This is a genomic window from Streptomyces sp. NPDC005483 (assembly GCF_040606035.1).
GTDB lineage: Bacteria > Actinomycetota > Actinomycetes > Streptomycetales > Streptomycetaceae > Streptomyces.
Genome location: NZ_JBEXEA010000003.1, coordinates 244403 through 263542 on the forward strand (window position 1 = coordinate 244403; position 19140 = coordinate 263542).

Annotated in this window: 13 protein-coding genes; 7 read left to right on the top strand and 6 right to left on the bottom strand. The window is 69.9% G+C overall.

Features of this window, described 5'->3' with window-relative positions; all coding sequences use genetic code 11:
• The first annotated feature begins 159 nt into the window (after window positions 1–159).
• From ABZT06_RS07215 to ABZT06_RS07240, 6 genes are all read left to right on the top strand, one after another.
• A complete protein-coding gene (locus tag ABZT06_RS07215; RefSeq protein WP_355736141.1) occupies window positions 160–630 on the top strand; it encodes a carboxymuconolactone decarboxylase family protein in 471 nt (156 codons plus the stop codon).
• 168 nt (window positions 631–798) lie between these two features.
• A complete protein-coding gene (locus tag ABZT06_RS07220) occupies window positions 799–1065 on the top strand; it encodes an alpha/beta hydrolase (protein ID WP_355736144.1) in 267 nt (88 codons plus the stop codon).
• 14 nt (window positions 1066–1079) lie between these two features.
• Window positions 1080–2630, top strand: a complete 1551-nt coding sequence (locus ABZT06_RS07225; protein WP_355736147.1) for an MFS transporter — start codon at window positions 1080–1082, stop codon at window positions 2628–2630.
• A 127-nt stretch (window positions 2631–2757) separates the two neighbouring features.
• Window positions 2758–3252, top strand: coding sequence for a cupin domain-containing protein (locus tag ABZT06_RS07230; protein ID WP_355736150.1), 495 nt, complete (start codon window positions 2758–2760; stop codon window positions 3250–3252).
• A 381-nt stretch (window positions 3253–3633) separates the two neighbouring features.
• Window positions 3634–6321 carry a pyruvate dehydrogenase (acetyl-transferring), homodimeric type gene (gene aceE / locus ABZT06_RS07235; RefSeq protein WP_355736152.1) on the top strand — a complete coding sequence of 896 codons (2688 nt, stop codon included), beginning with the start codon at window positions 3634–3636 and terminating at the stop codon, window positions 6319–6321.
• A 134-nt stretch (window positions 6322–6455) separates the two neighbouring features.
• Window positions 6456–7208, top strand: coding sequence for an SDR family oxidoreductase (locus ABZT06_RS07240; protein ID WP_355736154.1), 753 nt, complete (start codon window positions 6456–6458; stop codon window positions 7206–7208).
• A 238-nt stretch (window positions 7209–7446) separates the two neighbouring features.
• On the opposite strand, the gene ABZT06_RS07245 is transcribed toward ABZT06_RS07240, so the two are convergent.
• Window positions 7447–8289 carry an alpha/beta hydrolase gene (locus ABZT06_RS07245; protein ID WP_355736157.1) on the bottom strand — a complete coding sequence of 281 codons (843 nt, stop codon included), beginning with the start codon at window positions 8287–8289 and terminating at the stop codon, window positions 7447–7449.
• Between the two features lie 619 nt (window positions 8290–8908).
• On the opposite strand from ABZT06_RS07245, the gene ABZT06_RS07250 reads away from it, so the two are divergent.
• Entirely contained in the window at window positions 8909–9856 is a 948-nt protein-coding gene (locus ABZT06_RS07250) for a sigma factor-like helix-turn-helix DNA-binding protein (RefSeq protein WP_355736160.1), read from the top strand.
• A gap of 237 nt (window positions 9857–10093) precedes the next feature.
• Here the strand turns inward: ABZT06_RS07250 and ABZT06_RS07255 are convergent, their stop codons facing one another.
• From ABZT06_RS07255 to ABZT06_RS07275, 5 genes are all read right to left on the bottom strand, one after another.
• On the bottom strand, window positions 10094–12868 hold the full coding sequence (locus tag ABZT06_RS07255; protein WP_355736163.1) for an AAA family ATPase: 2775 nt from the start codon (window positions 12866–12868) through the stop codon (window positions 10094–10096).
• Between the two features lie 271 nt (window positions 12869–13139).
• Entirely contained in the window at window positions 13140–15893 is a 2754-nt protein-coding gene (locus tag ABZT06_RS07260) for an AAA family ATPase (protein WP_355736165.1), read from the bottom strand.
• 240 nt (window positions 15894–16133) lie between these two features.
• Window positions 16134–16505, bottom strand: a complete 372-nt coding sequence (locus ABZT06_RS07265) for a WhiB family transcriptional regulator (RefSeq protein ID WP_355736168.1) — start codon at window positions 16503–16505, stop codon at window positions 16134–16136.
• Window positions 16502–17935, bottom strand: coding sequence for a sugar porter family MFS transporter (locus tag ABZT06_RS07270; protein ID WP_355736171.1), 1434 nt, complete (start codon window positions 17933–17935; stop codon window positions 16502–16504). Before ABZT06_RS07270 ends, ABZT06_RS07265 begins: the two co-directional genes overlap by 4 nt.
• 155 nt (window positions 17936–18090) lie before the next feature.
• A complete protein-coding gene (locus ABZT06_RS07275; protein ID WP_355736173.1) occupies window positions 18091–19080 on the bottom strand; it encodes an ROK family glucokinase in 990 nt (329 codons plus the stop codon).
• Window positions 19081–19140: the final 60 nt, after the last annotated feature.

Here is a 19140-nt window from a genome sequence, read left to right on the forward strand (position 1 = left end):
CAGGAGCCGATGTGTGACACACCAAGAAAAGGGACCAAGGTGGGTGAATCACGGCGCGACTGTGCCGTGCTCTGGGGCGTCGTCTCCGAACGCTGTCACAGATCGAGGGCGGTCCCGGTCAGTGCGTTGTAACGGTCCCACATCCGAGGAGATCCCGTCGTGGACGCACGTATCAACTACTTCGGCAACGCCCTTGCGGGCAAGGTCATGAGGCACCTGAACTCGGCTGCCAGTGTGGTGCACTCGGCGCTTCCGGCAGCCACCGTGGAGCTGGTGAACATCCGTGCCAGCCAGATCAACGGCTGCGGTTTCTGCACCGACATGCACACCAAGGACGCCATCGCCGCGGGCGAGGACCAGCAGCGTCTGAACCTAGTGGCCGCGTGGCGTGAGGCCACCGTCTTCACCGACGCCGAGCGTGCGGCGCTGGAGCTGGCCGAGCAGGGCACCCGCACCGCGGACGCCGCGAACGGTGTGTCGGACGAGGCATGGGCGAACGCCGCGAAGCACTACGACGAGGACCAGCTCGCCGCGCTGATTTCTCTGATCGCCGTCATCAACGCCTACAACCGCATCAACATCATCAACCAGCAGCCCGCGGGCGGTTACAAGCCCGGCATGTTCGGCTGAGACGTCCGCTCGGGGCACACCGGGCACCCGCCCCCCGTCTCCTGGTCGTCCTGGTCCTCGACCAGAAGACGGACGGCGCGCCGTCGCCACCCCACTCGTACCGGAATCCAGAGGCCTCCCATGCCAGATCGCCCCGCACTCGCCCCTCTGCGACGAGGCAGAACCGACGTGTTGGAAGTCGCCTACCACGAGACGGGTCCCACAGACGGCGACACTGTGCTGCTCCTGCACGGTGACGGCCTGGCCGACGGGAACTTCCCGGCGACGGACGGTTCGTCCAGCGCTCACCACTTCACCGGTCCCCGGTTGCACCGGCAGGTGCCGGACGCCGGTCACAATCTCCCGCAGGAACGCCCGGAGGCGTTCGCGGCCGCCGTGCGTGACGTGCGCGCCCTGCGGCAGGAACACGCCGGACGCGACGGCTTCGCCGACTGACGCCAGGACGCGACATGACTTCATCTCCGTCTCCGTCTCCGTCTCCGTCTCCGGACGATCGGGGCCCCCTCCGTATCGCCAGTGCCCGCGGCCGGTGGACCCTGCTGGCCACCGTTCTGGGATCCAGCGTGGTCACGCTCGGCTCCACCGTGACCAACGTCGCGCTGCCGCGCATCGGCGCCGACTTCGACGCCGACCTCGGCGTTCTGCAGTGGACCGCGAACGCCTACATGCTCACGCTGGCGGCGCTGATCCTGCTGAGCGGCTCGCTGGGCGACCGTTTCGGACGGCGTCGCCTCTTCGTCATGGGCATCGTGTGGTTCACGCTGGCATCCCTGCTGTGCGGTCTGTCTCCCGACACCACCACGCTGATCACCGGCCGAGCACTGCAGGGCGTCGGCGGCGCCCTGATCACCCCCGGCTCACTGGCGATCATCGAGGCCTCGTTCCACCCGGACGACCGGCCCCGGGCGATCGGCCTGTGGTCGGGATTCGGCGGAATCGGCGCGGCCCTCGGGCCATTTGTGGGCGGTTGGCTGGTGGACGGCCCCGGCTGGCGCTGGACCTTCCTGCTCAGCGCTGTGCCGGCGCTTCTGTGCCTGCCCGTGGCGCTACGTCATGTCCCGGAGTCCGTGGGCACGCCCCGGCGGGACAGTCCCGCAGTCGGCGCCGGTGGCAGAGGGCGGCTCGGCTTCGACATCCCCGGCGCCGTGCTGGGCGCTGTGACGCTCGCCCTGGCCACCTACGCACTGACCGAGGCCCGGGACGGCGGACCGGTGGTCCTGGCCGCGGCCGTGGGAAGCGCCGTGGCAGCCTTCGCGTTCCTTGTGGTGGAGGGACGCAGCAACGACCCGATGATGCCGTTGTCGATCTTCTCGTCCCGGCAGTTCCGCTCCGTCAACCTGATCACGCTGTGCGTGTACGCGGGCACGGGCGGGTTCTTCTTCCTGACCGCCCTGCAGTTGCAGATCGTCGTCGGGTACTCGGCGCTGGCAGCCGGCGCGGCCATGCTGCCCAGCACGGTGCTGATGGTGCTGTTCTCGTCCCACTCCGGCATGCTCGCCCAACGGCTGGGGCCGCGGATCCCCCTCACCGTCGGCCCGCTGGTGTGCGGGGCCGGCATGCTGATGATGCTGCGGGTCGGCCCCGGCACGTCCTACCTCCACGACGTCCTGCCCGCCCTGATGGTGATGGGCACCGGCATGGTCATCATGGTCGCCCCGCTGAGCGTTACCCTGCTGTCGTCGGTGGAGGCCGCGAACGCCGGGCTGGCGAGTGGCATCAACAACGCCGCGGCCCGCGCCTCCGGCCTGGTCTCCGTGGCAGCGCTGCCGCTGCTGGTGGGGATGGGGCCGGATGCCTACCGATCAGGCACCGCCTTCGACACGTCGTTCAGCCGGGCCATGCCGCTGTGTGCAGGCCTGTTGGCCATCGGCGCGTTGGTGGCCTTCGGCACGTTGCGGCAAGCAGACACGGCCCCTCATCCGTTGCACGGGCGGGCGCACAGCTGGCTGATGGAGCCCCCGCTGGTGTCCCGGTTCGCCCATCACCACGTCGTCGACTGACGTCTCGTCCTCGGGCGCCCCGTGTCACATCGATGGGTGTTCATCGGTCTCACTGTTGAGAGGACCGCTGTTCAGCGGCCCGCGTCGGCGCCTCACCGCGTGTGCGTCGCAGGAAAGGAATCGCGACATGTCGTACCCGTATCCGGAGCAGAAGTACTGGGGAGAGGACGGCGAGGTCAGCGCCGTCTACCGGCCTGCCACCACACCGCCGGCCATCGGCGAGAGCGGAACCGGGAAGGACGCCACTCACTATCTGGCGACCACTGACACCACGCGGGGTGAGTTCGGCCTGTATCGGGTGGAGATGAGGCCGAAGGCGGGCGGACCCAAGAAGCACTTCCACAAGCGGATCTCGGAGTCGTTCTACATCCTGGACGGCACGGTGCGTGTGTTCGACGGTGTGCAGTGGGTCGAAACGCGCAAGGGTGATTTCCTGCATGTGCCCCAGGGCGGTCTGCACGCCTTCCGCAACGACTCCGACGCCCCGGCCGACATGCTGCTGCTGTTCACGCCGGGCGCGCCACGTGAGGAGTACTTCGAGCAGGTGTCGCAGCTGGCGCACGCCTCGGAGGAGGAGCGTGCCGCTTTCTTCGACAGGCACGACTCGTACTTCGTCGAGTAGCAGCGTGATCAGCGGCCTCGATCCCGAGCCTCTCACAGAGGTTCAGATGGGAGTCGTCGTGGCAGGTGCCGCCGGCCTCATCGCTGCGAGGACCGTCTCCGAGCTCCGCGACCACGGGGTGGGGATCGTGCAGGTCGCCGTGTCGCCGTATGCCGCTGTCCGGGGTCCTTGCGCTCGTCGGCGTCGTGCCCGCTGAGCGGACGCCCTCCGGGCCGAGCGCGACTTGGACCACCACAGGTCGACCCAGTAGCTCAACGTGCGTTGCCCCACCAGGGCGGCGGCACCCGTCGCCGTCCGTGCCTGCCGGCCGGCCGTCTGTGCGACACCGACCCTTTCCGCAGCCGGCATTCCCCTCTTCTCCACGCCGCGACAGGAAGTGCCATGAGTGATCCGTCCCGGCCCACTGAGTCCCCTGCGATCAGTGAGCTCGACCAGATACCCGACCGTGACCGCGAGGAGACCGCCGAATGGCAGGCCTCCCTCGACGCTGTGGTGCGCAACGCCGGGCCGGAGCGGGCGGTGTACCTGATGCGACGGGTGCACGAGTTCGCGGCGCGGTCCGGGATGTCCCTGCCGGGGCTGCTGTCCTCGGACTACATCAACACCGTCCCGGCCTCAGCGCAGCCGGAGTTCGACGGGGACCTGGAGATGGAATCCAGGATCACCGCGCTCAACCGGTGGAACGCGGCGGCGATGGTCACCCGCGGTTCGCGTCTGGGACTGGGCGGCCACATCTCCACCTACGCGTCTGCGGCCTGGCTCTACGAGATCGGGTTCAACCACTTCTTCCGGGGCAAGGACGGTGACGGCTCGGGCGATCAGCTGTTCCTGCAGGGGCATGCCTCGCCGGGCATCTACGCCCGGGTCTTTCTCGAGGGGCGCCTGAGCACGGAGCAACTGAACGCTTTCCGCAGGGAGGCCGGCGGCCACGGCCTGCCGTCCTACCCGCACCCGCGCCGGCTGCCGTGGCTGTGGGAGTTCCCGACGGTGTCGATGGGGCTGGGTCCGCTCGGCGCGATCTACCAGGCCCGGTTCAACCGCTACCTTCAGGCTCGCGGCATCAAGGACACCTCCGCCTCACGGGTGTGGGCGTTCCTGGGCGACGGGGAGATGGACGAGCCGGAGTCGATCGCCGCTCTCACGCTGGCGTCCCGCGAGGGCCTGGACAATCTCACCTTCGTGGTCAACTGCAACCTGCAGCGCCTGGACGGGCCGGTCCGGTCGAATTCCAAGATCGTTCAGGAGTTGGAGGCCCGGTTCCGCGGCAGTGGCTGGAACGTGGTCAAGACCCTGTGGGGCGAAGCCTGGGACCCGCTGTTGCACCAGGACACCACCGGGGACCTGGTGCGGCGCCTGGGCGAGGTGCCCGACGCGCAGATGCAGACCCTCGCCGCGCGGGACGCCGCCTACATACGCAAGAACTTCTTCACCGGCGACGCTCTGTCCGCCGTCTCCGCCTCCCTGAGCGACGCCCAGGTCGTCGAGCTGTTCGAGAACTCCCGCGGCGGCCACGAGCCGTTGAAGGTGTACGCCGCCTACCGTGCCGCCGTGGAGCACCGGGGCGGGCCGACGGTGGTCCTCGCCCAGACGGTCAAGGGTCATACCCTCGGTTCGGCGATCGAGTCCCGCAACGCCAACCACCAGATGAAGAAGCTCACGATGGAGCAGTTCCGTGAGATGCGCGACCTGCTGGAGCTTCCCATCCCCGACAGCGCGCTCGCGGGTGAGGAGGTCCCGTTCTGGCACCCCGGCAAGGACTCGCCGGAGGTGCGGTACCTGCACGAGCGGCGGGCGGCTCTGGGCGGCCCCCTCCCCGTTCGCCGGGTGATCGCCAAACCGCTGCCGGAACCGTCCGCCAAGCCCTTCGAGGCGCTGGAGAAGGGCTTCGGCCATCAGGAGGTCGCCACCACGATGGCGCTGGTCCGCCTGGTCAAGGACCTGATGCGGGACCAGCGCACCGGGGCGCGCTGGGTACCGATCATCCCCGACGAGGCTCGTACGTTCGGGATGGAGTCGATGTTCCCGACGGCCGGGATCTACTCACCGCTGGGCCAGAACTACGACCCGGTCGACGCCGACCAACTGCTCTACTACAAGGAGAGCAAGACCGGGCAGCTGATCATCGAGGGCATCACCGAAGCGGGTTCCGTGGCCGAGTTCGCCGCCGCTGCGACCTCGTACGCCACGCACGGTGAGCCGATGATCCCGTTCTACATCTTCTACGCCATGTTCGGGTTCCAGCGCACCGGCGACCAGTTCTGGGCGCTCGGCGACCAGATGGGCCGGGGCTTCGTCGTCGGTGGCACCGCCGGACGCACCACCATGACCGGTGAGGGGCTGCAACACGGCGACGGGCACTCGCACTTGCTGGCCTCCACCAACCCGGCGGTGATCGGTTACGACCCGGCGTTCGCGTTCGAGATCGCGGTGATCGTCCGGGACGGTCTGCACCGGATGTACGGCGAGCAGCCGGAGAACGTCTTTTACTACCTGACCGTGTACAACGAGCCCAAGCACCAGCCGGCCATGCCGGCGCTGCCGGGTATCGAGGAGGGCATCGTCCGGGGCATCTACCGGTTCCGGGCCGCCGAGCCCACGGCGACCGGTCCCCGGCTCCAGCTGCTGTCCTCCGGTACGGCCATCCACTGGGCACTCCGTGCACAGGAACTCCTCGCCTCCGACTGGAACGTACACGCCGACGTGTGGTCGGTGACGTCCTGGACCGAGCTGCGTCGCGACGCGATGAAAACCGACGCCGCCCGCATGCGCGGCGAGGAGCGCACCCCGTACGTCACCCGGGCGCTGGCCGGTGCGCCGGGCCCGGTGCTGGCCGTCAGCGACTGGATGCGGCAGGTGCCCGACCAGATCAGCCAGTGGGTCGAGCAGGACTACTACTCCCTGGGCACCGACGGTTTCGGTCTCTCCGACACCCGTGCGGACGTGCGCCGCCACTTCCAGGTGGACGCCGAGTCCATCGTGGTGACGGCGCTGTACCGGCTGGCCAGGACCCGGCAGGTCACCCCGGAGACCGTCGCACAGGCCCGCGCGCGCTACGGCCTCGACCAGTGAACGGCGAGGTGCCGCAACCCGGGCCTGCGTGACACGACGCGCCGCACATGATGCGCCCGGTGCCATGTCACACATACCTCCCCCTGTCCTGTCACTACTGGTACGGAAACCCCAATAATCGAGGAGGAACCATCATGAAGGTCGTAGTTGTCGGCGGAACCGGTCTCATCGGCTCCAAGGTGGTCGGCAAGCTCACCGAGCACGGCCACGAGGCGATTCCGGCCGCGCCCAACACCGGGGTCAACACTCTGACGGGTGAGGGCCTGGCTGAGGTTCTGCAGGGCGCTCAGGTAGTGGTGGACGTGTCCAACTCGCCCTCGTTCGAGGACGACGCGGTCATGGAGTTCTTCCGCACCTCCACCACGAATCTGCTCAAGGCGGAGAAGGAGGCTGGTGTCACGCACCACGTCGCACTGTCCGTGGTGGGCACGGAGCGGCTCCAGGAGAGCGGTTACTTCCGCGCCAAGCAGGCGCAGGAGGAGCTGATCAGGGAGTCCGGAGTTCCGTTCTCCATCGTGCACGCCACCCAGTTCTTCGAGTTCATGAAAGGCATCGCGGACTCCGCCACAAAGGACGACAACACCGTGCACCTTGCCCCCATCGCGATCCAGCCCATCTACTCCGACGACGTCGCCGCCGCGGTCGGCCGCACTGCCGTCGGTGAGCCGGTGGGCGGTGTCGTCGAGGTCGCCGGACCTGACACGTTCCAGCTGGACGAGCTGATCCGTAAAGGCCTGGCCGCCAAGAACGACCCGCGCACGGTCGTCTCCGATCCCAAGGCCCCCTACTTCGGCGCCCAGTTGGAGGAGAAGACGCTGCTGCCCGGTCCGGACGCGCGCCTCGGCGAGACGCGATTCAGCGACTGGATCGCGCAGCAGAGGAAGTAGAACCGGAGAACGGCCGGCGATCGGAATCCGGTCCCGCGCGACTGGACCGCACGACGGCAGGTACCGAGACACCTGTCCGGTACCTGCCGTTGTGGTGTGCCCATCCAGGTCGGCAGGGTCCTCGCCGTTCCCAACCTGTGACGGGGCCCGCTTACGAAGGGCCTGCAGCGGGCACACAGGGGATCGGGACGGACCGTCCGGTCCGTCCCGATCCCCTGACCGACATACGTAAGAGGCGTCAGCGCACCGAGCGCGCGGCGTCCTCGATGACGTCGGTGACCCTACCGGGCTGCGAAACGCTCACCGCGTGCGACGAGCGGACCTCCGAGGTGTGGGCGCCTGCCCGCTCGGCCATGAACTCCTGAGCCTTGGCAGGGATGTTGAGGTCCTGCGTGGCAACCAGGACCCAGGAGGGAATGGTCTTCCAGGCCGGCTCGGCCGCACCCTCGGCCAGGGCGGCGTTGGTGACAGGTCGCTGGGTGACGGCCATCAGGTCGGTCTTGTTACGGGGCACGTCGGCGGCGAACTGGTGACGGAACTTGTCGTTCTGGATGTAGAGGTCGGCGCCCTGAGAGCCGTCCGCCTCGGTCAGCGGTACGGAGCGGAGGGCTTCGCCGAGGGTGCTGCCGGGGAACTTGCCCGACAGGTCGGCCGCGCTCTCGCCCTTCTCCGGGAGGAAGGCGGCGAGGTAGACCAGCGCCTTGACGTTCTTGTTGCCGGTGGCCGCGTTGCTGATGACGGAGCCGCCGTAGGAGTGGCCGGCCAGAACGATGGGACCGCCTATGCCCTCCAGGATGTCCTTGAGATAGGCGGAGTCACCGCTCAGGGACCGCAGCGGGTTGGCGACCGCGATGACCGGATAACCGTCGTGGCGAAGCTTCTTGATGACGTCGTTCCAGCTTGTGGAGTCGGCGAAAGCACCGTGGACCAGGACGACGGTGGGCTTGGGACTCCGTGGGTGGACACCCTTGTCGGCGGAGGCGGGGGCGACCGCGGTGACCAGCAGGCCCGCAGCGATGCTGGCCCCGGCGACAACGGTGAGCGGGGTACGGGACCGGCGGGCGAGGGATGAGCGGAACATAGGCAGACACCTTTCGAGGTTGTGCAGACACGCCGACTTCTGGTGGAAGGAGCGCGGCGCTGATGGTCGGCGGCCTACGACAGCCCACTGCTGAGGCGGGGCTGGAGCCGTGTACGGCGGCGCGGTCAGCATCGTTGGTGCGAGGCGGAAGCCAGGTAGCAGGCCGGCTGGCAACGTGGACATGCCGGCTGCCAACCGCCGGGCGGGGACGGCCGGTTGGCTCGACAGTCCCACTCACCGCCTTTCGCCCTTATGACAGGACGCTCATCGAATGTGTGACATGTGCCCCTCGTCGCCGCGGGCTCGAGACGTGCGGGCTTGGCCGGTCCCTGTCCCATACGGGTCGCCACTCAGCCAGTCGCGTGTCGGCCCACTGCGGGCTTGCACCCGCCCTCATCGCAACGTCACCCAGCGCGTTCGCAGGCACTTTTCTCTCCCGCGTCACTGCCCGTGTCACATGGTTCATGCCTGTCCGGTCTGCACTGTCGAGAACAGCGTGACCAGAACGTCGGACACAACAGGTCGGGACTGCGCGCTCGGTCCACCGAGGCCGTTCCGGACGTCGGCCGAGACGTCGCGGTGTAGGCGATGGACTGCCGTGTGAGAGGGAAGATGCCGTATGGACCAGGCCGATGACGCGGTGCCGATCGCTGAGATGCTCGACGAGCGGCAGCACCTGCTGGCCGTCGCCTATTGGATGGTGGGCACAGGTCCTGATGCCGACAAAGTCGTTACCGAGACCTACCGGCGGTGGTACGGCCTGTCCGATCCCGAGAGGGCGCGGATCACGGAGCCGCTCTCCTGGCTGGTGAAGACGGCGGGCGCCATCTGCCTGACGTGCCTGGCCCTGCCCGAGCGTCGAGAACCGGGCGCGGCAGGGACAGCCGGTGATACGAGGGTGAGGGCTTGTCCGTCTTTGACGGACGAGGTCAGCGAGGTTCTGCTGACCGCGTTGGATTCCCTGTCCCCGGCCGAGCGGGCAGCGTTCGTCCTCAATGATGTCTTCGGGATGGCGCCACAGGTGGTCGCCGAGATCGTGGGCCGGACGGAACGGGAATGTACCGAACTCGCCGAACGGGCCCGTCGCACCCTGCGAACCAGGCGTTCGAGTCCCACCATGCCGCAGCAGCACGACCGGATGGTCCGGGCGGTCCGTGAGGCCTGCGCTGCGGAGGACTCGGCCCTCCTGTCATCTCTGCTGGCCCCCGACGCCACGGCCTTCTTCGACGGCGGTGGCAAGGTGCGGGCTCTGGACAGGCCGGTCCACGGTGCCCTGAAGGTCGCCCGCAGCCTGCTCACTCTGCTCTCCCACCGCCCCCGTACCGCTCTGGACCTCCACTCCGTCAACGGCCGGACGGGGATCGTCGTGCGCTACGACGGCCAGGTCGCCGCCGTGATCAGCTTCGACATCGCCGGCCATCACGTCGTCCAGGTCTGGGCCGTTCTGAACCCCGACAAACTGCGCCTTTGGAACCGACCGGATGCCTCTCCCGGTGTACCTCAGGTGCCTGGGCTACCTGGTGGGCCTGGTGGGTCGGACAACGTGTCCGCTGCAGACCGGGACTGAGACGGTGTCCTATCGAGAGCCAGAAGCGCCCGGCCTGACCGCCGCTCCGAAGACGCAGAGAACTCCAACGCCTCGCGCCTCAAGGCCGAGGATCACCTTCCCCCCGGCCCGAGAGCCGGGGCTGCCCGCGAAGAACAAGGGATGGATATCCAGGCTCCGGCCCATCTCCGTGAGGACCCCCTGGATACGAGGTGTCCAAGGTCCAGGTCTCGGATTTCGGGGTCACTCCAGTCGCGGTCAGGCCGATGTCGCCTCGTCTTCGAACTGGATGGCACGGATCTCCCGGCGGGAAGAGATGCTGAGCTTCGAGAACACCTTGCGGAGGTGCCACTCGACTGTGTGCCGGCTGATGAACAACTGGGCGCCGATCTCGGGATTGGTGAGCCCTTGCCCGGCGAGTCGGGCGATCTGCGCCTCCTGCGAGGTGAGAGCCGTGGGCGTCGCGACCGCGTGGGTGCGGACCTTCGCCCCCGTCGCCTGCAACTCGCCTCGCGCGCGCTCGGCGAACGCCTCCGCCCCGAACCGGCTGAACATCTCGTGTGCGACGTCCAGTTGGACACGGGCATCAGAGCGGCGGTTCTCGCGGCGCAACCACTCCCCGTACAGCAGATGTGCTCGGGCGAGTTCCATGCGGACCCGGGTCCGTGCGAGCCGCTCGATCGCCTCACGGTAGAGCCGCTCCGCGGAGTCGCCCTCGCTGAGCAGCGCCCGCGAGCGCGCTTCCACGCCCAGCGCCCAGTCGGTGCCGCTGGCTCGCGTCACCTCCGAGAGTTGCTCCAGCGCGTCGGCGGCCGACTCGGGTGAGCCGCTCCGTACGGCCGCCTCGATCAGCTCGACCAAGCCCCATCGCGGCGAGGAGAACTCCCGCTGCTCGACCGCTGCCTCCCGGGCTGCGGCCAGCGCCTGCGCGTACTGGCCGAGCCCGTTGCAGAGCACCGCCTCGTACCAGCGTGTGACGGTGACAACGGCCCCCTGGCCCCGCGGCACCGCCTCGGCCAGGGCCGCGTCGATCAACGTACGGGCCGCTCCCTCACGACCGCGCCAGACGGCCAGGCCGAGGGGGCCCACACGTCCCGGGTTGCTGTTGCCGGTTGCCGCGCACACCGCCGCGATCTCCTCGATCAGCGACGCGGCCTCCGCCAGTTCCCCGGCGATGAGGTGCACGAACGCGCGGGAGTCGAGTGCGTCGGGGAGAGCGCTGAGCGCTCCGGCCTGGCGGGTGACCGTCACATGACGGGTCGCGGCCCCGTGCCAGCGCTCGTCGTCCCACAGATCCGAGGCGATGATGGACGCGAGCCACAGCCGGCGCAGCTGCTCCTGTACGGGGAGCCGCTCGTCACAGAGTGCTTCGAGTGCGTGCTCCATCATCGACGCCGAGGCCGGGGAACCGTCGGCGACTCGCACGGCGAGGGCGTCCAGCACCAGGTCGGACACCTGTGGCTGGCGGGCCGGCGGGGCCTCACGGGCGGCCTCGGCCACCTCCAGCAGCCCTGGGCCGCGCGCCAGGCGGCCGGCGAATATCGCCGCCGCCATGGCGTCCAGGTAGGTCTCACGAGCGAGTGCGACATCTTCGAGCCGGCCGAACCGGCGAGCGGCGGCGAGCAGCAGTTGCGGGGCCTCGCCGCCGCGGTTCTGGGCGAACGCGATCCCGGCGCGCAGCACCTCGATCCGCGCTCGGCCCAGTTCGTCGAGGGGTCCGGCCGCCGCCGTGGCGAGGAGGGTGGCGGCCGGCTCGAACGCCCCGGCGTGGAGTTTCGCCTGTGCCGCGTCCAGCGCGCGCTGTGCGCGTCGCGCGGGATCCTGTGTCAGCGCGGTCGCACGCTGGAGGAAGGCGGCGGCCGCGGCGATGCCGCCGCGTGCGTGGGCCCGGCCCGCGGAGCGCTCCAGTGCGGCGGCCACTGTCTCGTCGGGCCCCGAGGCCGCGTCGGCCAGGTGCCAGGCCCGGCGGTCGGGGTCGAGCCGGGCATCGGTGACGTCGGCCAGCGCCCTGTGCACCTCTCGACGTTCGCTCGGGCCCGCCGCTCGATAGGCCGCCGAGCGCACCAGCGGGTGCCGGAACCGCACCCGGGTGCCGAGTGTGATCAGGTCTGCCACGCCTTCGTGCGACACGGCGATGTCGGCGTCGACTCCGAGGCGGCCGGCCGCGCGCCTCAGCAGTGTCACGTCGCCCAGCGGTTCCGCGGCGGCGATGAACAGCAGGCGTCGGGTCTCGGACGGAAGCGCCTGAACGCGGCGGAGGAACCCCTGCTCGATCTGGCTCGACAACGGCGATGCATCCGGACGCCCGAACCCTGCGGCCATCTCCGCCGTGGTCAACCCGACCGGCAGCTCGAGCAGGGCCAGCGGGTTGCCGCGTGACTCGGCGACTATGCGGTCGCGCACCCGTTCATCCAGCGGACCGGTGACGACCGAGTCGAGCAGTGTCCGGGAGTCACGCTCGATCAGTCCCGTGAGGAACAGCTCGGGAAGACTGCCGAACGTATGGCCGGCACTGGGTTCACGGACGGCGAAGACGAGCACAACCGATTCTGCGAGCAGTCGGCGGCCCACGAACTCCAAGGTCAGCGCGGACGCCATGTCCAGCCACTGCGCGTCGTCGACAACGCAGACCAGCGGCTGGCCACCGCCGGCGTCCGCGATGAGACTCAGGGTGGCCAGACCCACGAGGAACCGGTCGGGCGCGGCGCCGGCGCGCAGACCGAAAGCCGTGCCGAGCGCATCACGCTGAGGCTCGGGCAGCTGGTCGAGCCCGCTGAGCAGAGGAGCGCAGAGCTGGTGCAGGCCGGCGTAGGAGAGTTCCATCTCCGACTGGACGCCGGCCGCTCTGATGGTGCGACATCCGGTGGCACGACCGAGGAGATGTCTCAGCAGCTCGGTCTTGCCGATCCCGGGCTCACCGCGCAGGACCAGGACACCGCTGCGCCCGGCTCTGGCACCTGCCACGAGCTCGTCGAGGGCCTTGCATTCGCTCTCCCTGCCGAGAAGCCCGGCCCGTGCACCGCGGCTCGCCATGGCAGCTCCCTTGTCCGAAATGTTCGCTGAGTATGGTAATCCGTCTGCTGATCGCCGTGACCGTGGTCGACCGTGACGAGCCGGCTCGCCTGCGGGCCCGCAGAACGATTGAGCAGGCTCGCCCGCCCTGTGACGGGGCTGGTCAGGGCGGTTCCCCACGGACTTCGAGCGCGCAACGCGGGGGCGAAACGGGACGCCCGCCGGTCCTCGTCGATTTCAGGCAGCGGCGTCTCTCCCCGCCCGGGCGGCCAAGAGTCGAGCAGGCGGGTGACTACGTGTTGTCAACGGCGTCGGCGCCTGACCAGTCGCTCGCCGGGTCTCCGTCCTGGAGCGCGGCGAGCGCGGCAGCGAGCTTGCCCCGGCTGGTGATGCCGAGGCGGGGATAGATGCGGTACAGGTGGGCTCCGACGGTGCGGTGCGAGATGAACAGGCGCTGGCCGATCTCCCGGTTGCTCAGTCCCCGCGACGCGAGCACGGCGATCTGCATCTCCTGGGCCGACAGCCGGTCGCTGGTGTTCGCCTGCCGCCGGCCGCTCGACTCGCCGGCGGCACGCAACTGCTCGCGAGCCATCTCGGCCCAGGGCCGCGCGCCGACCCGGTCGAAATCGTCGCGGGCGCTGCGCAGCGGGTTCCGGGCTTCGACGTTGTGCCGTTGCCGACGCAGCCGGCGGCCCTGGTGCAGGTGCAGCCGGGCCCGCGCCAGGGCCCAGCCGGCGGGCAACGCGGCCAGCGCCGCGGTGTAGAGCTCCTCCGCCGCGTCGTCCGGCGCCAGCACCGCCTCGGTGTAGACGTGGGCCACCACCATCATTTCCGAGGGCAGTCGGGCGGCCAGCTCGGGGAGTCCTTCCAGTAGTTCCCGGGCCCGCTGCACGGTGCCCGCGGCCACTGCGGCGTCCGCCAGGTCCGGTGCGAGCAGCCAGCGGCTGACCGAGTGGTAATGCGGATCCGTCGGATCGAACGCGCGCGCGAGTGCGTCGTACGCCTCGGCCGCGCGGCCGTCGAAGAGCGCGAGCAGGCCCTCTACCTGCTGCGCCATGACGGCGGCGAAAGGCATGCCGGGGAACAGCCGGTGGGCGCGCAGCTCGCCGAGCATCCGCTCCGCGGCCTCGGTCTCCCCGCGCAGCGCCGCCACCAGACTCCCTGTCGCCTTCACCCCCAGCCAGACGATCCACTCCCCGGTCTCCTCGGCCAGCGCGAGTCCCTCGACGGACTCCTCGCGGGCCCGATCGAGCTGACCGAGGTACACCCGCGGCCAACTGCCCGCAAGTGACCGGGCGAGCAGCCCGAGCCTGCCCTGCGACCGCCACGCCGCGGCCGCCAGTGACAGGTACCGGGCGGCGAGGGTGGCGTCGCCCAGGACCATCGCGCCGCTGCCGAGGAAATGCATGATCCGGCCGTCCAGGCGGTCCGGCCGCAGGCTGCCGAGCCGTGCGATCACCTCGGCGCCGTACCGGTACGGCTCCGTGTACGCCCGTACCGTCAGCACCACGGGAGCGTCCGGATCAGGGTTCCATCGGTCCAGCTCGGCTGCGGCCAGCGTGCGCACCCGTGCGTCGCCGTCCTGGAAGAAGCACCGGGCGGCCGCCCGCCACAGCAGGTTCTCGGCGACATGCACGCCGCCTGCGTCGAACGCGCCGGCCGCCGTGGTCACCATGTCCTCGATCCGGCGCTGCGGCTCGTCGGGTTCGAACGCCGCCTTGTCGGACACGACCATGAGGCGGGCCCGCTCCAGCGGGCCGAGTTCGCTCATGTCGGCCCGGTCCAGCAACAGCTGGGTGTGAACCCGGTCATTGATCTCGCTGGCCGACTCGACCGCCCGGACCAGGATTTCGGTCCTGCGGCGCGGGTCCTGGACGAGCTCGGCCGCCTGGCGCAGGGCCGGCACGGCGGAGGCCACCTTGCCCCGGGCCAGCGCGGTCTCGGCGAAACGTTCCAGCTGGGCGGCGAGTTCCTCGTCCGGGCCCAGCGTCGCGGCCGCCAGGTGGAGGAGCCGGCGCTCGGGGGTGTCGGCCATGGCCACGGCGATGGCGCGGTGGGTGGCCAGCCGGTCGGCGACCGTGGCGCGGGTGTAGATCGCCGAGCGCATCAGCGGATGCCGGAACCCGAGGCTACGGCCGACCAGCTCGACCAGGCCCGCGTCGACCGCCTCCTGCACCGCGTCCACGGAAACCGTCGTTCCCGTCAGACGACTCGACACGTCCAGCAGCCGGTTCAGTGGTGCGCTGGGCTCGGTGGCCAGGGCCAACAGGAGCGTTCGGCACTCCGGGCTCGCCGAGTCCGTACGCGCGGCGAACGCGTCCTCCAGCCGCTGGGTCAGCGGCAGATCGTCCAGCTGCGGTGTGATGTCCTGCACCGTCTTGGGCAGCTCGACCAGGGCCAGCGGGTTGCCCGCGGCGCGCTCCAGGATGAGGGCCCGCAGCGGCGCCGACAGGTCCGGTGCACCCGCGTCGAGCAGTTCGGCGGCGGCGGACCGGCCGAGCGGTTGCAGATGGAGGTCCGGCTGCGCGCTCGGGGCGTAGGAGTCGGGAGAATGAACCCGGGACGCCGCCACGATCAGTACGGGAAGATCGCGGGTGCGCCGGACCACGAATCTGAGAACGTCCCGGCTCGGCGAATCAATCCACTGCAGGTCGTCGACGAGCAGCAGGAGCGGTTGCCGGTCGGCCTCGTCGGTGAGCAGTTCGAGCACGGCGAGCGCGACCCGAAAGATATGGGGCTCGATCTGGGTGGCGCTGAAGGCGTCGACCAGCGCGCTGCGGTGCGGAGACGGCAGCTTCCCGATGCCGTCGGCTACCGGTTGCAGCAGCAGTTGCAGAGCCGCGAACGGCAGCCACAGCTCGGTTTCCACACCGGCTGCGCTCAGCACCTTGAAACCGCCCTCGGTGCCCTCGGCACCGACCGAGCGCAGCAGAGCCGACTTACCGACACCGGCGGTGCCGTGGATCAACAGCGCACTGCCGCGTCCGTCCGCCGCGTCCGCCAGCAGCCCGCGCAGGATTCGCAGCTCCTCGTCCCGGCCGATCATCGCGCGGAGGCTCGGTTCGGCCTCTGGAGGGCCCCGGCTGCTGTGCTGAACATGTGCGGCTTCCTCAGTGCAGGGAGTCACGTCGCACCACATCCTAACCGTGGCCCCCTACACCCTCGGCGCGATCGCACCATCGGTAGAACGACTCGAGTCTCGTCTGCGCCGCGGCGCCGAGGCCCGGATCCGAAGACGGTCACGCGACAGAACCGGCCCAGCCGGTGGGCCCGGCCGGTTCCGCGCTCACCGCGCGCCCCGCGACGACTCCAGCAGGGCGAACCCCCGTTCCACGATGGGTTCGGCGACGGGTTCCTGTGGCAGAGAGGGCACGGCCGGCGGCGGCCCGATGCGGATGAGCGTCTCCCGCGTCTCCTCGGTCAGACCTCCCCAGATCCCGTGCCGCTCCCGGTGGTCGAGCGCATACCTGCGGCACGGAATCCGCACCGGGCACCGATCGCAGATCATCAGCGCCCGTCGGACGGTCGCCAGGTCGCCCGGAGACGGGAAGAAGGTCTCGATGTCGGCACCTCGGCAGGCCGCGGCCGGCCACCGGACCGCCGCCGGGCGGACGGGCAGGACACCGCTGTTCATCACGGGGGTACGAGACGCTGTCATCCCATCTCCTCCAGCTTCTTGCCGTTGGTCTCGCGCACCCTGACGGCGACGAAGACGAACGAGAGCACGGCGAAGGCCGCGTAGATCGCGTAGGTGGACGACAGGTTCCAGTCCGACATGCGGGGGAAGCTCTCGGTGACGGCCCAGTTGGCGATCCAGTTCGCGGCGGTCGCCACCGACATCGCGGCGGCGCGGATCCTCAGCGGGAACATCTCGCCGACCATCACCCAGAGCACCACACCCCATGAGACCGCGAAAAAGAACACGAAGGAGTGGGCGGCGACCAGCGCCACGGTGCCCTGGGTGTCCGGGATGGACAGACTGCCGCCGCTGCCTGTCTTGTACGAGAAGGCCCAGGAGGCGAAGGCCAGCGACACGGCCATGCCGGCCGAACCGGTCAGCGCGAGCGGTTTCCGTCCGACCCGGTCGATCAGCAGCATCGCGACGACGGTGCCGATGATGTTGATGATCGACGTGGACAGGCTGATCAGAAGGGAGTTGGCCTGGTCGATGCCCACCGACTGCCACAGCAGCGACGAGTAGTAGAAGATGACGTTGATGCCGACGAGCTGCTGGAAGACGGCCAGCCCAATGCCGACCCACACGATCGGCAGCAGTCCGAAGCGGCCGTCGAGCAGATCGCGTACCCGCGGCTTGTGATCGGTCTTGAGAGCATGCTGGATCTCGGCGATCCGCTCCTCGGAGCCCGCGTACGTGCCCTGCAGGTCGCGCAGCACGGCGAGGGCCTGGACCTCGCGCCCCGTGGCGACGAGGAAGTGCGGCGACTCCGGGATGCGCAAGGTGAGGAACAGGTAGGTGAGCGCCGGTACGACCGCGGCCATCAGCATCCACTGCCAGGCATCCAGGGCGCCCAGCGGGTTCTCGCTCTTGCCGTCGGCCCCCTGGGCGATGCCCCAGTTGACGAGCTGGGAGGCGGTGATGCCGAGCACGATGGCCGCCTGCTGGAACGAGGCCAGCCGCCCGCGGTGCTCGGGCGGCGCGACCTCGGCGATGTAGGTGGGCCCGATCAGCGAGGCGAGGCCGATCGCCATACCGCCGACGACGCGCCAGGCGCCCAGGTCCCAGACGGAGAAGGGCATGGACGAGCCGAGCGCGCTGATCGCGAAGAGAACCGCAGCCAAGTGCATCACGCGCCGACGGCCGATGCGGTCGGCGAGACGGCCGGCGACGGCCGCTCCGAAGGCGGAACCGAGAAGAGCGGAGGCGACGATGGTGCCCGTCTCGCTGGAGGTGACATCGAATCGGTGCTGGATTCCGGTGACGGCGCCGTTGATGACGGCACTGTCGTAGCCGAACAGGAACCCGCCGATCGACGCGGCCGCCGAGATATGGGTGACGCGCCGGAGGTTGGTCGGGCGGAGCGCGGCCCCTGGGTGGGCCCGCCCCGCTGAAGAGGCGTTCGCGGTCATGGACAAGGACTCCTTCACAGGACCGGGTACGCACCGGCGCAGGCGGGAGCTCCCGGCCAGGCGGGCGTACCAGTTGTAGGGGACGTGGATCGGATGGACGACCGCGCTGACGACCGGGCACCGGTCGTCGTGCCGGGCGGCGAGCATGCCGCCGCTCAGACGCCGGCCGTCGGGGCTGAGAGCAGTTCGTGCAGGCGGGCGAGGTTCGCCGCGCCGATGAGGCCGGCGTCCGATCCCACGGTGGCGGTGCGGACCTCGGCGTAGACGCGGTGCTCGCCGCCGCCGAGGGCTCGACGGTAGGACATCTCGGCCGGACGCCTGATCAGCTCGCCGGTGTCGCCGAGGCCGCCGCCGATGACGAGGACGGACGGGTCGAGGATGGAGGCGAGGTCGGCGAGGGCCTGGCCCAACCAGCGGCCCGACTGCGCGAACACCTCGAGAGAGAAGGGGTCGCCACTGAGGGCAGCCTCGGTCACATGGTGCCCATCGAGGCCGTCGGGGGTGCCGTCGCCCAGCGCGAGCACCACCGCGGCCCGTGCCGGATCGGCGGCCGCCATCTCGCGGGCGCGGCGGGTGTGGGCCGCCCCGCTGGCGTACTGCTCCATGCAGCCGTGCTGGCCGCAGGGACAGGGGAGCCCGTCGGGGACCGCCCGGTAGTGGCCGATCTCGCCGGCCATGCCGAAGCGGCCGCGGAAGAGGCGGCCCCTGCTGATGATGCCGCCGCCCAGGCCGGTGCCCGCCATGACCATCAACATGTCGTCATGCCCGGCACCGGCTCCATGGATGAACTCGCCCCAAGCGGCGGCGTTCGCGTCGTTCTCGACGACGACCGGAAGCCCGGTGGCCTCCTGGACGATGTCCCGGATCTCCTTGCCGTGCCAGCCCAGGTTGGGTGCGAAGCGCACCGTCGAGCGGTCCGCGTCCACGTATCCGGCTGCTCCGACACCGACCGCTCGGACGTCGTCCCAGCCCTTGCGGACCCGCTGGACCGCCTCGGCGATCGCCCCCGCGATCCGGTCCGGGTCGTGCGGGGTGGGGACGCGCACCCGGGAGACGACCTCCCCGCCGGGGTCGACCGTCCCGGCGGCGATCTTCGTGCCGCCGAGATCTACGCCGACGGTCAGACCGCCGTTGTGGTCGTTCATGCGGCACCGCCCACGCCGTCGAACCGACGGTGCGCGTACCGACGCTTGTGTCCGCCTGAC

Bases quoted from the DNA above. Each gene is read 5' to 3' on its own strand.
- ABZT06_RS07265 (WP_355736168.1), bottom strand. From the start codon at position 16,505: ATGACAGCGTCTCGTACCCCCGTGATGAACAGCGGTGTCCTGCCCGTC.
- ABZT06_RS07260 (WP_355736165.1), bottom strand. From the start codon at position 15,893: ATGATCGGCCGGGACGAGGAGCTGCGAATCCTGCGCGGGCTGCTGGCG.
- ABZT06_RS07240 (WP_355736154.1), top strand. From the start codon at position 6,456: ATGAAGGTCGTAGTTGTCGGCGGAACCGGTCTCATCGGCTCCAAGGTG.
- ABZT06_RS07230 (WP_355736150.1), top strand. From the start codon at position 2,758: ATGTCGTACCCGTATCCGGAGCAGAAGTACTGGGGAGAGGACGGCGAG.
- ABZT06_RS07275 (WP_355736173.1), bottom strand. From the start codon at position 19,080: ATGAACGACCACAACGGCGGTCTGACCGTCGGCGTAGATCTCGGCGGC.
- ABZT06_RS07250 (WP_355736160.1), top strand. From the start codon at position 8,909: ATGGACCAGGCCGATGACGCGGTGCCGATCGCTGAGATGCTCGACGAG.
- ABZT06_RS07225 (WP_355736147.1), top strand. From the start codon at position 1,080: ATGACTTCATCTCCGTCTCCGTCTCCGTCTCCGTCTCCGGACGATCGG.
- ABZT06_RS07255 (WP_355736163.1), bottom strand. From the start codon at position 12,868: ATGGCGAGCCGCGGTGCACGGGCCGGGCTTCTCGGCAGGGAGAGCGAA.
- aceE (WP_355736152.1), top strand. From the start codon at position 3,634: ATGAGTGATCCGTCCCGGCCCACTGAGTCCCCTGCGATCAGTGAGCTC.
- ABZT06_RS07245 (WP_355736157.1), bottom strand. From the start codon at position 8,289: ATGTTCCGCTCATCCCTCGCCCGCCGGTCCCGTACCCCGCTCACCGTT.
- ABZT06_RS07270 (WP_355736171.1), bottom strand. From the start codon at position 17,935: ATGACCGCGAACGCCTCTTCAGCGGGGCGGGCCCACCCAGGGGCCGCG.